This is a genomic window from Hornefia porci (assembly GCF_001940235.1).
Lineage (GTDB): Bacteria > Bacillota > Clostridia > Peptostreptococcales > Anaerovoracaceae > Aminicella > Aminicella porci.
On the sequence record NZ_MJIE01000001.1, the window covers coordinates 122,475 to 136,464 of the forward strand.

Sequence of the window (13,990 nt, forward strand, 5' to 3'; positions counted from 1 at the left end):
ATGGTTCCGAACTGTCTTATGCGATTGCAGAACCTAATATACCATATCTGTGCGAGTTTGTCACGGAACCTGCGCGAATTTGTCACGAGAAATTGTCGGACGGCAGGGAGCTTGGAGCGGCGGTATATGGCGGGAAATCGCCGGACGGTGGAATTTGTGCTGTTGAACGGTGGAAAAATCGTGTATAATGGCAGTATCACGCTGCGGAGTGTCTCCGGCTCAAACCCGGCCGGAGGGAAGCCACGGCGCTTCGGCTCACGGAGCCTCCGCGGCAGAAAAGGGGAGAAATTTATCGATGACGATTATTTTGTTTGCAGCGCTTTTTCCGCCGGTTTTTCTGATGGTCCGGATATACCGGATGGACAAGATCGAAAGAGAGCCGGGAGGACTGATTCTGAAGCTGTTCCTGTTTGGCGCTGTCGCCGCCATAGCGGCGGGCGTGCTCGAGAGCATCTTCGAGGGCGTGCTCCAGGCTGTATTTTACAAAAATTCGCTGGCCTACCGGCTGGCGCTGTATTTTCTCGTGGTGGGCTGGACCGAGGAGGGAGTCAAGCATTTCGCTCTGAAACGGGGCAGCTGGAACCATCCGGCCTTTGACTACCGGTTCGATGCGGTGGTGTATTCTGTGGCGGCGGCTCTGGGCTTTGCGGCGTTTGAGAATGTGGGCTACGTGTTCGCATACGGACTGAACGTGGCGCTGGGACGGGCGCTCACGGCGATTCCCGGACACTGTATTTTCGGCATTTTCATGGGGTATTATTACGGAACGGCAAAGCATTTCGCCGTCCGCGGAGAACCGGTCCGGGCGCAGCTTTATCAGCGAATAAGCATCCTTATGCCGGTGCTGATGCACGGGTTTTATGACTTCTGCGCCACCTCCGGGAACGGAGCAGCCAGCGGCGTGTTTCTGCTCTACGTTATCCTGCTGGACATCGTGGCCTTTACCCGGATTCACCGGTATGAAAAGGAGGATCGCAGGATAGAGGCGTAGGCCGGAGTGCGTGCCGGCGACGCCGGGCGCTGCGGATTATAATTTGTGATAAAAAACCATTAACAAAAGAAGTTTTTTGTGGTATAACATAAAAGGAAACATTTGAAAGGAGAGAAACAATGGCTAAAAATATTGACTGGTCGAATCTCGGCTTTGAATATACACCGGCCGACTACCGTTATGTCGCAACCTGTAAGGATGGAAAGTGGGACGAGGGCGGACTGTCCGAGGACCCGAATTTCATGATCAATGAGTGTGCGGGAGTGCTTCAGTACGCGCAGGCGTGTTTCGAGGGTCTCAAGGCGTACAGGACGGAGGACGGCAGAATCGTGACGTTCCGTCCGGATCTGAACGCGAAGAGAATGTCGGATTCTGCGGCGAGACTGGAAATTCCGCCTGTGCCGGAGGAGCTGTTTATGAAGGCTCTGGACGCTCTGGTAAACGCGAACAAGGATCTGGTTCCGCCCTACGGAAGCGGTGCGACTCTCTATGTCCGCCCGTATGTGTACGGCAGCAGTCCGGTTATCGGCGTGGCTCCGGCGGAGGAGTATACCTTCCGCATGATCTGTATGCCGGTGGGTCCCTATTTCAAAGGCGGGGCGAAGCCGGTGGTCGTGAAGATCTCCGATTATGACCGGGCGGCCCCCCACGGAACCGGCGGCATCAAGGCGGCTCTGAACTACGCCATGTCCCTGTACGCGGGCATGAAGGCTCATGAGGAGGGCTTCGCGGAGAACATTTATCTGGATCCCGCCACGAGGACCAAGATCGAGGAGGCCGGCGGCATGAACGTGATTTTTGTGACAAAGGACGGCTCGCTGGTTGTGCCGAAATCCCCGTCGATTCTGCCTTCCATCACCCGCCGCAGTCTGGTTGTGGTCGCAAGGGACATCCTGGGAATGAAGGTGGACGAGAGAGAAGTCACGCTGGCTGAGGTTCCGGAATTCGCGGAGTGCGGACTGGTCGGAACGGCGGCTGTCATCTGCCCGGTGGGCAAAATCAGCGATCACGGCAGAGAGATCGCGTTCCCGAGCGGAATGGAAACAATGGGACCGGTTCTCTCGAAGCTGTATGATACCCTGACCGGTATTCAGATGGGAAGACTCGAAGCTCCGGAGGGGTGGATTCACGAAATCAAATGAGATTAAATAAGGATACGGAAACAGATGCGGAATTTGAATGAATATCTTGACAGCACACTTCTCCGGCCGGACGCGACGGCGGCGCAGATCGCCGCACTGTGTCACGAGGCGATGGAGTACGAGTTCAGGGCGGTCTGCATTCCGCCCTGCTATGTAAGCCTTGCGAGGGATATCCTGCGGGGAAGCAGCGTGAAGATCGCCACTGTCGTCGGTTTTCCCCTGGGAAACTCTGCGACAGCAGTGAAGGCATATGAAACGGAGCGGGCTGTCGGGGACGGTGCGGACGAAATCGATATGGTCATGAACATCAGCTATTTCAAATCGGGCCGGCATATCGACGCCAGGGACGACATTCGTGCGGTGGTTTCCGCCGCTGCGAAGGGCGGAGCTGTCGTAAAGGTGATTATCGAGACCTGCCTGCTGGATGAAGATGAGATCCGCGATGCCTGCAGACTTGTGATGGAAACGGGAGCGGCCTTTGTGAAGACGTCTACCGGATTCAGCACGGGAGGCGCTGCGGCAGAGGATGTCCGTGTCATGAAGGAAACGGTCGGCGACCGACTGAAAATCAAGGCGGCCGGCGGCATTCGGGATCTGGCAGCGGCCGGAGAGCTTATCGGTGCGGGCGCGGACCGTCTGGGCTGCAGCGCGGCTGCCGATGTCATGGAGGAATGGAAGGAATCCTGAACCGGAGCCGTGAGCATGGAGTGAAGCAGAACTTCAGACCCGTCGGGGTTTCGCAGGACAGAGATGTCCTGTGGAAGCCGGGCGGGTTATTTTTGCGTGCTGTTCTGTTCGCCGGAAAGAATCTCCGTCAGGGCGCGGATGATGTACCGGTTTTCCTCCTCAGTACGCACTGCGATACGGTAGAAATATTCGCCGCGTTCCGGGCAGTCCTCAAGCCCGCGGTAATTGGAACAGTTGCGGATCAGCACAGAATGCTCCAGCAGAGGCTCGTCCAGGGGCTCGCCGCTGCGGAAGAAAATGTAGTTCGCCTGGGAATCGTAGGTTCTGAAGCCCAGTCCCAGAAGAGCGGAGATAAGCTTTTCCCGTTCCAGAGCGACGCGAACCCGGGTCTGATCCTCCAGATCAGTAAGGGACAGGGCGGCGATTCCCGCCTTTGCCGCCGGCGTGGAAACCGGCCAGGTCTGCATGCATCCGTTCACTGCCGCGGCGTCCTCTGCACTGCCGCACAGGCAGAAGCCCAGCCGTAATCCGGCCATAGCGAAGAGCTTGGTAAACGATTTCAGTATAATCACATTGGGCAAGGCTTCAATCCGGGGAAGCACCGTGTAGTTTTCCTCGCCCAGCACAAAGTCCATGAAGCATTCGTCAATCAGCATGCGCGCGCCGCTGCAGTGGCAGGCGTAGATTATGGAGGTGATTTTCTTCTGTTCGACCGGAATCCCGGTGGGGTTGTTGGGCGAACATAGGATTACCATATCGTAGCCGCCGGTTTCAATCTGTCCGACGATGCCGTCGTCGAGATGAAAACCGTTTTCTTCCTTCAGAAACCAGTAGTCAATCTGACATTCCGCCAGCTTCAGCGCCTCCTCATATTCGGTGAAGATAGGAACAACGAGCAGCGCCTTTTTCGGACGAAAGGCCAGGACGATACGATAGATCAGATCGTCACCGCCGTTTCCGCAGCAGATATGCTTCGTGCTGACGCCGGTCCTCCTGCAGATGGCCTCCTTCAGCTCTCTCATATCCGGATCCGGATAACATTCATATTCGTCGATTCCGTCCAGAACCGCCTGTTTCACTTCCGGCGGCATTCCGAGAGGATTCAGATTCGCGGAAAAATCCAGAACCCTGCCGTCATATTTATATACATTGCCGCCATGCTTTTCGATTTTCAAATCAGTTCACCTCTTCTCTCCATTCCGGAAACAGCTATTCGGAATCTCAGTTGCAGCTGCCGGCGTATATTCAGTCGGATTATGCGCCGCGACGCTGCGGATTCACTGCTTCCGGCGCTCGTCAAGTCCGACGGGGACTCAATGAGCAGACACTAAATTATACACCGCGGAGCGGGGTTCGCGCAACTGTCGGATGAGAACAAGTATCCGGCCAGAAGAAACCGGGTGCAGGCACAATTGACAGACCGCGCCGCGTACCATATAATAAACAGAGATACCGGCGGCGGAATCAGGTGCGAATCCTGAACAGTCCTGCTGCCGTGAGGATCGAGTCTGATGCATGGGGGAAAGCCCGGTCACTGGAGCGCAAGGCTCCGGGAAGGCGCATGGAGACGCCGGAGATCCGAGTCGGAAAACAATGGCGCCGGTATTGAACCAGAAAATCACAGGCGATGAATTTCAGGTTGATACTGCTCGGACACGGGACATTCAACTCCTTCATTTGCCTGGAAGGAGTTTTTTTGATGCAGGAAGAATACGATGTAGTGCACGGGAAAAAGCTTCGTCGCGGATACACGACGGGAAGCACGGCTGCTGCTGCGGCGGCTGCCGCGGTGGAAATGCTTTTGTCGGGGCAGGCGGTCCTCCACGCCGGAATCCGCCTCCCCGGCGGAGAGCGGGCGGTTTTCGACATCGAGAACATCGAGATCACGGAGGACCGGGTTTTGTGTTCGGTTACAAAAGACGGCGGGGACGATCCGGACGCGACCACGGGGCTTGCGATTTATGCGGAGGCGTCTTGGCGGAGGTCGCCCGGGGAACAAAGGATTATGCTGGAGGCCGGCGAGGGCGTCGGGCGGGTCACGAAGCAGGGGCTCGCATGTGCTGTGGGGGAACCGGCCATCAATCCCGTACCCCGGAAAATGATCCTGGAGAATGTGGGACGGATTCTGGACCGCAGCAGGTGTGAGGCTCCGGTGCTTATCCGGATTTCCGTTCCCGGAGGACAGGAGGTGGCGAAGAAAACCTTCAATCCCCGGCTGGGAATCCTGGGCGGCATTTCAATTCTCGGAACCACGGGAATCGTGGAGCCCATGAGCGAGAAGGCGCTGATCGGTTCGATTCATGTGGAGATCGACCGCTGCGCTGCGGAGGATCCGGAACGGCTCCTGATTGCTCCGGGAAATTACGGAAGGACATTCTGCCGGGAGACGCTGGGGCTGGACATCGGTCGTTCGGCGCAGATCTCCAATTATGTGGGAGAATCGCTGGACTATATACGGTACAAAGGCTTTTCGGAGGCGCTTCTGGTGGGACACGCCGGGAAGCTGGTGAAAATCGCGGCCGGCGTGATGAACACTCATTCCTCTGTCGCGGACTGCAGGATGGAGGTTATCGCGGCGCACGCCGCGGCGCTGGGAGCATCGTCCCGCACGGTCGGGGAACTTCTGGAATGCGTGACGACGGAGGAAGCCTTCCGTATAATCCGGGAGGAGGAATATTATGAGGCGCTGAAACGCCGGATCCTTGACAGAATGCTGCATCACCTGAGAGCCCGTCTGCGGGAGGAGGTCCGCATTGAGGCGGTCATGTTCACGTCTATTGGCGGTGAGGTGATAAAAAGCGGCGGTGCGGACCGGCTGATACGGGAGATCCGGCAGCAGCAGGGCGCTTCGGCGTGATAATCGAGACACAATTAGAGAGCGGGAGGAGAATGTATGGTTTATTTTATCGGAGCAGGACCGGGCGCGGAGGACCTCATTACAGTCCGGGGCGCAAGGCTTCTTGAAGAGGCGGACGTCATCATTTACGCCGGGTCGCTGGTCAATCCGGCGCTGCTGAAGAGGGCGAAGCCGGAATGTGAAATTTACGACAGCGCCGGCATGACGCTGGAGCAGGTTATTGCGGTGATGGACAGCGGCAGAGACCGCTGCGTGGTGCGTCTTCATACGGGGGATCCCTGTATCTACGGCGCGATACGGGAGCAGATGGACCGTCTGGAGGAGCTTGGAATCGAGTACAGCTATGTGCCGGGAGTCAGTTCCTTCATCGGAGCGGCGTCTGCGCTGAATGCGGAATATACTCTGCCGGATGTGAGCCAGACGGTGATTCTGACCAGAATGGCGGGCCGGACGCCGGTTCCGGAGAAGGAGGAGATATCCTCCCTGGCGCGGCACGGGGCAACCATGGTGGTCTTCCTGACCTCAACGATGCTGGAGGAACTTTCCCGCAGGCTTATCGAGGGCGGCTATGCGCCGGATTCTCCTGCGGCTATTGTATACAAGGCGACCTGGCCGGATCAGAAGGTGATTCGTACGACCGTGGAGAATATTCCCCGCGCGGCAGAGGAGAACGGAATTCACAAGATGGCTCTGATTCTGGTGGGAGGCTTCCTGGGCGATCGGTACGAGCGCTCCAGATTATATGATCCGGGCTTCAGTCACCAGTTCCGGGAGGCGGAGAAATGATTGGAATCCTGGCCTTTACGGATACCGGAAGGGCACTGGCCGCGAAGGTTGAGGCGGCGCTGACTGCCGGATCTTCTGCTGAGCCGGTCGACTTCTTCCGTGGAGACAGAGGGACAGCAAGGGAGTTCGTCGAGGAGCATTTTCGTGAATACGACCGTTTCCTCTTCATCGGTGCGGCGGGGATCTGTGTGCGCCTCATCGCGCCCTGTATACAGAAAAAGGACAGGGATCCTGCGGTTGTCGTGATGGATGAGCTAGGGCAGTTTGTGATTCCGATACTTTCCGGGCATATCGGAGGAGGAAACCGGTTCGCAAGGGAGCTGGCGGCGCTGACCGGAGCTCAGCCGGTGATCACCACCGCAACCGATCTGCACGGGAAATTCGCCGCGGATGTCTGGGCTGCAGAGGGCGGATGCCGGGTTTTGAACACGGATGCCATTCGGCATGTATCCGGAGCTGTGCTGCGTGGTGAAAGAATCGGTCTCTGGAGAGGGGACTTCCCTCTGGAGGGCGAGCTTCCGCCGGAGCTTGCGGATGTGCGGACGGAGGAAGATGCGGGGCAGTATGAGTGCGGAGTTTCCGTGAGTCTGTCCGGCGAACCGGAGCCTTTCGCGCATACGCTGAAGGTCGTTCCGCGCATCGTCACCCTGGGAATCGGATGCCGCCGGGGTACGCCTGAACAGAGCCTGGAGCGCTTCGCGGAACAGTTCCTGGAGGAGCATCACATTCATCTCCGCGCCGTGCGTCAGATTGCTACAATCGAACTCAAAAAGGAAGAGGCGGCGCTGACATCCTTCTGCAGGAGACACGGCGTCCCCCTGCGGATTTTTTCCGCCCGGGAGCTGATGGAGACGGAGGGCGTCTTTCATCATTCAGATTTTGTTGAGAAGATAACAGGAGCCGATAATATCTGTGAACGCAGCTGTGTGCGGGCAGCAGAAGGAAGGCTTCTGATCCCGAGAACCGCGGAGGACGGTATCACCATGGCCGCGGCAGTAGAAGATTGGAAGTGCAGGTTTTGAAGAAAATATTTGTTGTGGGAATCGGACCGGGCGGGGCGGCGTACATGACGCCGGCGGCCGGAGCCGCCATCGCGGAAAGCGATGTAGTGGTGGGGTATACGCTGTATGTGGAGCTGGTGCGGGAGCTGTGCGCCGGCAAGCTTGTGGAATCCACGCCGATGAAAAAGGAAACAGACCGGTGCAGAATCGCACTGGAGCACGCCCGGAGGGGCCGGACGGTGGCTTTTGTGTGCAGCGGAGACGCGGGCGTTTACGGAATGGCGGGAGTAATGTGCGAGGTCGCGGAGAACGACCCGGATATTGAAATCGTAACCGTGCCGGGTATCACGGCCGCCTGCAGCGGAGCGGCGGTCCTGGGCGCGCCGCTGATTCATGATTTCGCGGTGATCTCGCTGAGCGATCTGCTGACCCCCTGGGAAACCATACAGAAGCGGCTGCTGCTGGCGGCGGAGGCGGATTTCGTAATCTGTCTGTACAATCCGAAAAGTATGAAACGCAGAGATCATCTGGACAGGGCGGTGGACTACATCGCGGAGAGCCGGTCCCGGGACACGCCCTGCGGATATGTGAAGAACATCGGCCGGGAAGGAGAATACAGCCGGCTGTGTACGCTGGAAGAGCTGAAAAATAACGATGATATTGATATGTTCACCACGGTTTTTGTCGGCAACAGCAGTACCCGGGTGATCAATGGAAGGCTGGTGACGCCCCGTGGCTATCAGATCTGACCGGCTTGCCGTGTTCGCGGGAACCCGCGAGGGACATGACCTGGCGCGCTATCTTGCCGACACCGGCCGCCTGGAGAAAACGGATTTTTTTGTCGCCACGGACTACGGAAAAAACGCGCTGGAGGATGTCTCCGGCGTCCGCGTCATCGTCGGGCGAATGGACCGCGAAGCGATGGAAAGGTGCTTCCGGCGGAGGGGCTACCGGCAGATTGTGGACGCCACGCATCCTTACGCCGCGGAGGTGACGGAAAATCTCCGCGCCGCAGCCGCAGACTGCGGTACAGCGTACATGAGGCTCCTGCGGGAGGAAGAGGACTGTGACCGGAACAAAATACGATTCGTCGATTCTCAGCGGGAAGCTGCGGCGCTGCTGAACGACCGGGATGATAAATTTCTGCTGACGACCGGCGCACGGGATATCGGCGCGTATGCGCGGGTGAAGAACCTCCGGCAGAGGGGCTGCGCCCGTGTTCTGCCTGCGGAGGAATCTCTGCGGGCCTGCCTGGAGGCAGGATTTTCCCGGGAGAGAATCATCTGCATGCAGGGGCCCTTCACCAGAGCGATGAATATCGCCACCATGGAACAGTTCGGCTGCAGCGTTCTGGTGACCAAGAGCACCGGACGGGCGGGCGGCTTTCCGGAAAAGGCGGCGCTGGCGGAGGAGGGCTACCGGGTAATCGTCATCGGCAGACCGGAGAAGGAAGAAGGTTTTACTCTGAAGGAAATCATAGAAAGGCTGGAGATTGAATGAAGGTGAAGGTCATTGGCGCGGGTCCGGGCGATCCGGGAATGCTGACCCGGAGGGCCCGCGAAGCCGTCGCGGCGGCGGATCGGGTGTACACGTCAGACCATCTGATGAAGCTCGTGGAGGAGCTGACCGACCGGGGAGAGGTCCGGAGCGTCAGAGAGACGCTTGAGATTATCCGCAGAGACGCCGGCAGCGGGGAAACTCTGGCTGTCGTCGCCAGCGGAGATACAGGCTTTTACAGCATCGCCTCGCTGATCCGGCGCGATGCGCCGCCTGCGGCGGAGGTGGAGTTCCTTTGCGGAATCAGCAGCATGCAGTATTTCGCCGCGGCGTGCGGCCTGGGATATGAGGAGATGAAGCTGGTGAGTCTCCACGGACGCGAGGGCTCGCTGGTTCCGTACGTCTGCTATCATCGGTGCGTGTTCGCGCTGACCGGCGGGGCGGCGTCGGCGCGGGGGCTTCTGAAGGAGCTGTGCCGGTACGGACTCGGGAACGTAAAGGTTTACGCCGGAGAACGCCTTTCCATGGCAGACGAAAATATCACGGAGGGAACGGCGTCGGAGCTGTCGGAACGCGTTTTCGATCCCCTGACGGTTCTGATTCTGGTGAACGAGAATCCGCGGGACCCGGAGACAACCCTGTCTGACAGGGATTTTGTCCGGGGGAAGGCGCCGATGACAAAGGAAGCCGTCCGGGAGCTTTCGCTGTCCTGGCTGGAGATCCGTCCGGCAGAGACAGTCTGGGATGTCGGCGCGGGAACCGGCGCGATGACCTGCGCCATGGCGCAGAGAGCCAGAGAATCCTTTGTGTTTGCCGTCGAGAAGGAGCAGGAAGCGGTGGAAACCGTCCGGCGGAACATGGACAGACTGGGGATACGGAACATTCGGCTCGTCTGCGGGGAAGCGTCCGCGGAGCTTGAATATTTCCCCGCGCCGGACAGAGTCTTTGTCGGAGGCTCCTCCGGAAATCTGAATGCGATTCTGGACCTCGTTTTCCGGAAAAACAGGAACGCGCGTGTTCTGATCACCGCAGTGACGCTGGAAACTCTGTCGGAAGCGGTTTCCGCGCTGAAGGAGCGGGGCACGGAGCCGGAGGTCCGCTGTGTCAATGTGGCAGACGCCCGGGCGCTGGGACGGTATCATCTGATGAAGGCGGAGAATCCGGTTTACCTGATCAGGAACGGCCGGCCGGCGAAAGATGAAGAGGGGACTTGCGATGAAGGATAGAATTCCACGGATTTTAATCGCCGGGACGGGCTCCGGCTGCGGAAAGACGACGGTGACCTGCGGGCTGCTTTCGGCGCTGCGGCAGTCGGGGACGCGAACCGCGGCGTTTAAGTGCGGCCCGGATTACATCGACCCCATGTTTCATAAGGAGGTGCTGGGCACAGACTCCGGAAATCTGGATCTGTATCTCTGCGGAGAGGAGACAGTGAAATATCTTCTGGCGCGCGGCGGACGGCGTGTTGAGCTGACCGTGACGGAAGGGGTCATGGGACTCTACGACGGGCTGGGCTTCAATGACGACCGGTGCTCCGCCAATCATATTTCCCGGCTGACGGAGACCCCGGTGGTGCTGGTCGCCGACGTGAAGGGAAAGAGCCTTTCGCTTGCGGCCGAGCTCAGCGGATATGTGAATTTCAGGGAGAACCGGATCCGGGGCGTCATTTTGAATCACTGCTCCGCGGCCATGTACCCGGAATATGCGGAAATGATCCGTCGGGAAACCGGCCTGCCGTGCTTCGGCTATCTTCCGAATGTGCCTGAGGCCGAGGTGGGCAGCCGTCATCTGGGGCTGATTACAGCGGCTGAAATCGCGGACATCCGGCAGAAAATGGACGCGCTGGGAGCAGTCGCCCGGGACTGCCTGGATCTGGAGGGACTGCGTGCGCTGGCGGAAACCGCGCCGGAGCTTTCATATGAGGAGCCGGAGATTTTGCGGGAGATTTCCACGGGAGAAAGGTATCCGGTCGCCATAGCGAAGGATCGGGCCTTCTGCTTTTATTACCGGGATGCGCTGGAGCTTCTGGAGCAGATGGGGGCTGAGCTGATTCCTTTTTCGCCTCTGACGGATTCTCATCTGCCGCAGGGCAGCTGCGGGCTGATTCTGGGCGGAGGGTATCCGGAGCTTCATGCGGAGACGCTCTCCGGGAACAAAACCCTTCTGGAGGAGATCCGGACCGCGGTGCAGAGCGGGCTTCCGACCTATGCGGAGTGCGGAGGCTTCATGTATCTGGGCCGGTCGATCACTACAGGCGAGGGCCGGTTTCCCATGGCGGGCGCGATTCCGGGAAACAGCCGCGTGACCGGACATCTGGTGCGGTTCGGCTACAAGGAGCTGACCGCGCGCCGCGACAACCTGCTGTGCCGACGCGGAGAGAGGATCCGCTGCCACGAGTTTCATTACAGCGACACGGACGATTACGGCGACGGCTTTGAGGCGGTGAACAGCCGCGGACGCTCCTGGGAGACCGGACAGGTGAGTCCGTCCCTGTATGCCGGATATCCGCATCTGCATCTCTGGGGGAACCCGGAGTTCGCACGGTCCTTCATGAATGGGGTCCGGCGCAGAGCGCGGGGAGAAGGAGGCGGCCTATGGAAATAGTATGGATGCTCCTGGCCGGCTTTGCGCTGGATCTGCTGCTGGGAGATCCCCGATGGCTGCCGCATCCTGTGGTCGGCATCGGACGGCTCATCACTGCCTGCGAGAGGCTTTTTCGGCGGATATTCCCGGACACGCCCAGAGGAAAGAGAGCGGGAGGTTTTTTTCTGACACTGACGGTGGTCAGTGTTTCCACGGTCGTTTCTGCGGCGGCAATCTACATCGCCGGGCTTATCGATGTGCGGCTGAAATATGGACTGGAGGTTTTCTGGTGCTGGCAGATATTTGCGGCAAGATCACTGAACCGGGCGGCAGATCGTGTCCGCGAGGAGGTAGAGAAGGGCGATATCAGCGAAGCGAGGAAATATCTGTCCTGGATTGTCGGCAGGGATACGGCGCAGCTGGATTTTCCTCATATTATCCGGGCCGTCTGTGAAACCGTGGCGGAAAACTGCTCGGACGGGGTGATCGCCCCTATGTTCTATATGGCAATCGGCGGAGTGCCGGCGGGCTTTTTCTACAAAGCGGGAAACACGCTGGATTCCATGGTGGGATATAAGAACGACCGGTACATCGATTTCGGACGGGCGTCAGCACGCTTCGACGATCTTCTGAACTTTGTTCCCGCACGGATCACCGGACTCATGATGTGTCCGGGCGCCGCCCTGGCGGGACTGGACGAAAAAGCGGCTTTTCGGATCTTTCGCCGGGATCGTCTCCGTCATGCGAGTCCCAATGCGGGGAATCCGGAATCGGCCTGCGCCGGGGCGCTGGGCGTGCGCCTGCTGGGAGACGCCAGTTACTTTGGAAAGAAATACAGAAAGGAAACGGTGGGAGACGATCTGCGTCCTGTTGAGGCGGAGGATATCACCCGGAGTTGCCGGCTCATGCTGACCACCTCGGCACTTTGCCTGGGGCTCATGTGCGGAATCCGGGCGCTGGTGTTCCTGCTTCTGTTCTGAGAGGAGAGACTATGGCAAAATCAATGATGGTACTGGGAACCTGCTCGAACGCGGGAAAGAGTCTGATTACAGCGGGAATCTGCCGTATTTTGACTCAGGAAGGCTTTCGGACGGCTCCGTTTAAGGCGCAGAACATGGCGCTGAATTCCTGTATCACAAAGGACGGACTGGAGATGGGACGGGCTCAGGTCATGCAGGCGGAGGCCTGCGGTCTGGAACCGGACTGCAGGATGAATCCGGTGCTGCTGAAGCCAACCAGCGACCGGGGCTCCCAGGTGATTCTCAACGGAAAGGTTTACGGCAATCTGTCCGCCCGGGATTTCTACGCGCACAAGTCTTTGTTCCGGGAGGAAATACGAAAGGCCTACGAGTCACTGGCCGCCGACTACGACGTCATCGTCATGGAGGGGGCGGGAAGCCCCGCGGAGATCAACCTCAGGGAGGAGGATCTTGTCAACATGGGGATGGCGCGTATGGCGGATGCGCCGGTGCTGCTGGTGGGCGATATCGACCGGGGCGGAGTGTTCGCGTCGCTGGCCGGAACCATGCTGCTGTTCGATGAAGAGGAGCGGGCAAGGGTCCGGGGCGTGATCATCAACAAATTCCGGGGCGATCTGGATATTCTGAAGCCGGGTCTTTCCATGCTGGAGGATATCATTCACGTTCCGGTGCTGGGCGTGGTGCCGTATCTGGATGTAGACATCGATGACGAGGACAGCCTTTCGGAGAAATTCACCCGCAGAGATCCGGAGGCGGTGATTGATATCGCGGTGGTTCGGCTTCCGCGTATTTCCAATTTTACGGATTTCAACGCGCTGGAGTATATGGACGGCGTAGGCGTCCGCTATGTGCGGGATCCGGGAGAACTGGGGGATCCGGATATGGTGATTATTCCGGGGACAAAGAATACTATGGCCGATCTCCTCTGGATGCGTCAGTGCGGCATGGAGGCGAAAATTCTGCGGTACGCATCCCGCGGGAAACCGGTCTTCGGTGTCTGCGGGGGGTATCAGATGCTGGGACAGCGCCTTTCCGATCCGCTGGGGGTGGAGCACGGAGGCACGCTGGACGGCATGAAACTTCTTCCGCACAGCACAGATTTCGCTTCGGAGAAGGTGACTCGGGAAACGTCCGGGCGCCTGTCTCCGGTGACAGGGATATTCTCGGAGCTTTCAGGAAAACCCTTCGACGGCTACGAAATCCATATGGGCTCTCAGGAGAGCCGGGGGAATATCATCAACGAAGGAAATGTATACGGGACGTATATTCACGGAATCTTCGACCGGCAGGAGATCGCCGCAGAGGTCATCCGGGCGCTGTACCGGGAACGCGGACTGGAGCCCGGCGAGGTCAGACCCTTTGATCTGGCGGAATACAAGCAGAAACAGTACGACCTGCTGGCCGAGGGACTGAGGAACGCGCTGGATATGGAAAAAATCATGGATATGATACGATAAGGAGGAAAT

The 13,990-nt window shown here is 58.7% G+C and carries 12 protein-coding genes, 1 pseudogene and 1 riboswitch; of the genes and pseudogenes, 12 read left to right on the plus strand and 1 reads right to left on the minus strand.

From position 1 onward, the window contains the following. Positions 1-295: 295 nt before the first annotated feature. From BHK98_RS00510 to deoC, 3 genes and pseudogenes are all read left to right on the plus strand, one after another. Positions 296-991 (plus strand): PrsW family intramembrane metalloprotease, encoded by a 696-nt coding sequence (locus tag BHK98_RS00510; RefSeq protein WP_075711738.1) that lies wholly within the window; start codon positions 296-298, stop codon positions 989-991. A 116-nt stretch (positions 992-1,107) separates the two neighbouring features. Next, positions 1,108-2,133: pseudogene (locus BHK98_RS00515) on the plus strand (branched-chain amino acid aminotransferase); the annotation flags it as partial. Positions 2,134-2,157: 24 nt separating this feature from the next. Continuing rightward, positions 2,158-2,820 (plus strand): deoxyribose-phosphate aldolase, encoded by a 663-nt coding sequence (gene deoC, locus BHK98_RS00520; protein ID WP_075711740.1) that lies wholly within the window; start codon positions 2,158-2,160, stop codon positions 2,818-2,820. An 86-nt stretch (positions 2,821-2,906) separates the two neighbouring features. Here the strand turns inward: deoC and BHK98_RS00525 are convergent, their stop codons facing one another. After that, a complete protein-coding gene (locus BHK98_RS00525) occupies positions 2,907-3,995 on the minus strand; it encodes a pyridoxal phosphate-dependent aminotransferase (protein ID WP_083627980.1) in 1,089 nt (362 codons plus the stop codon). Between the two features lie 285 nt (positions 3,996-4,280). Beyond that, positions 4,281-4,412: riboswitch (cobalamin riboswitch) on the plus strand. Between the two features lie 107 nt (positions 4,413-4,519). Between BHK98_RS00525 and cbiD the strand changes: the two genes are divergently transcribed. From cbiD to BHK98_RS00570, 9 genes are read left to right on the plus strand one after another with little or no spacing between them, the layout of a single operon-like run. After that, positions 4,520-5,677 carry a cobalt-precorrin-5B (C(1))-methyltransferase CbiD gene (cbiD, locus tag BHK98_RS00530; protein WP_075711741.1) on the plus strand — a complete coding sequence of 386 codons (1,158 nt, stop codon included), beginning with the start codon at positions 4,520-4,522 and terminating at the stop codon, positions 5,675-5,677. Positions 5,678-5,713: 36 nt separating this feature from the next. Next, positions 5,714-6,463, plus strand: coding sequence for a precorrin-4 C(11)-methyltransferase (gene cobM / locus BHK98_RS00535; protein WP_075711742.1), 750 nt, complete (start codon positions 5,714-5,716; stop codon positions 6,461-6,463). Continuing rightward, positions 6,460-7,485: a cobalt-precorrin 5A hydrolase gene (locus tag BHK98_RS00540; protein ID WP_075711743.1), complete on the plus strand. Its 1,026-nt coding sequence runs from the start codon at positions 6,460-6,462 to the stop codon at positions 7,483-7,485. The genes cobM and BHK98_RS00540 overlap by 4 nt, the downstream gene beginning before the upstream one ends. Further along, complete coding sequence (cobJ, locus tag BHK98_RS00545; protein WP_075711744.1) at positions 7,482-8,213, plus strand: precorrin-3B C(17)-methyltransferase; 732 nt, start codon at positions 7,482-7,484, stop codon at positions 8,211-8,213. The genes BHK98_RS00540 and cobJ overlap by 4 nt, the downstream gene beginning before the upstream one ends. Beyond that, positions 8,197-8,964 (plus strand): precorrin-6A reductase, encoded by a 768-nt coding sequence (gene cobK, locus BHK98_RS00550; protein WP_083627982.1) that lies wholly within the window; start codon positions 8,197-8,199, stop codon positions 8,962-8,964. The genes cobJ and cobK overlap by 17 nt, the downstream gene beginning before the upstream one ends. Continuing rightward, positions 8,961-10,187, plus strand: coding sequence for a bifunctional cobalt-precorrin-7 (C(5))-methyltransferase/cobalt-precorrin-6B (C(15))-methyltransferase (locus tag BHK98_RS00555; protein ID WP_075711745.1), 1,227 nt, complete (start codon positions 8,961-8,963; stop codon positions 10,185-10,187). Before cobK ends, BHK98_RS00555 begins: the two co-directional genes overlap by 4 nt. Beyond that, complete coding sequence (locus BHK98_RS00560; protein ID WP_075711746.1) at positions 10,177-11,565, plus strand: cobyrinate a,c-diamide synthase; 1,389 nt, start codon at positions 10,177-10,179, stop codon at positions 11,563-11,565. Before BHK98_RS00555 ends, BHK98_RS00560 begins: the two co-directional genes overlap by 11 nt. Next, entirely contained in the window at positions 11,556-12,524 is a 969-nt protein-coding gene (gene cbiB / locus BHK98_RS00565; protein WP_075711747.1) for an adenosylcobinamide-phosphate synthase CbiB, read from the plus strand. The genes BHK98_RS00560 and cbiB overlap by 10 nt, the downstream gene beginning before the upstream one ends. A gap of 11 nt (positions 12,525-12,535) precedes the next feature. After that, the gene (locus tag BHK98_RS00570) at positions 12,536-13,981 is read left to right on the plus strand and encodes a cobyric acid synthase (protein WP_075711748.1); all 1,446 of its coding nucleotides are present in this window, start codon (positions 12,536-12,538) and stop codon (positions 13,979-13,981) included. Positions 13,982-13,990 lie beyond the last annotated feature (9 nt).

Bases quoted from the DNA above. Each gene is read 5' to 3' on its own strand.
- BHK98_RS00540 (WP_075711743.1), top strand. From the start codon at position 6,460: ATGATTGGAATCCTGGCCTTTACGGATACCGGAAGGGCACTGGCCGCG.
- cbiD (WP_075711741.1), top strand. From the start codon at position 4,520: ATGCAGGAAGAATACGATGTAGTGCACGGGAAAAAGCTTCGTCGCGGA.
- BHK98_RS00560 (WP_075711746.1), top strand. From the start codon at position 10,177: ATGAAGGATAGAATTCCACGGATTTTAATCGCCGGGACGGGCTCCGGC.
- BHK98_RS00510 (WP_075711738.1), top strand. From the start codon at position 296: ATGACGATTATTTTGTTTGCAGCGCTTTTTCCGCCGGTTTTTCTGATG.
- cbiB (WP_075711747.1), top strand. From the start codon at position 11,556: ATGGAAATAGTATGGATGCTCCTGGCCGGCTTTGCGCTGGATCTGCTG.
- BHK98_RS00555 (WP_075711745.1), top strand. From the start codon at position 8,961: ATGAAGGTGAAGGTCATTGGCGCGGGTCCGGGCGATCCGGGAATGCTG.
- cobM (WP_075711742.1), top strand. From the start codon at position 5,714: ATGGTTTATTTTATCGGAGCAGGACCGGGCGCGGAGGACCTCATTACA.
- deoC (WP_075711740.1), top strand. From the start codon at position 2,158: ATGCGGAATTTGAATGAATATCTTGACAGCACACTTCTCCGGCCGGAC.
- BHK98_RS00570 (WP_075711748.1), top strand. From the start codon at position 12,536: ATGGCAAAATCAATGATGGTACTGGGAACCTGCTCGAACGCGGGAAAG.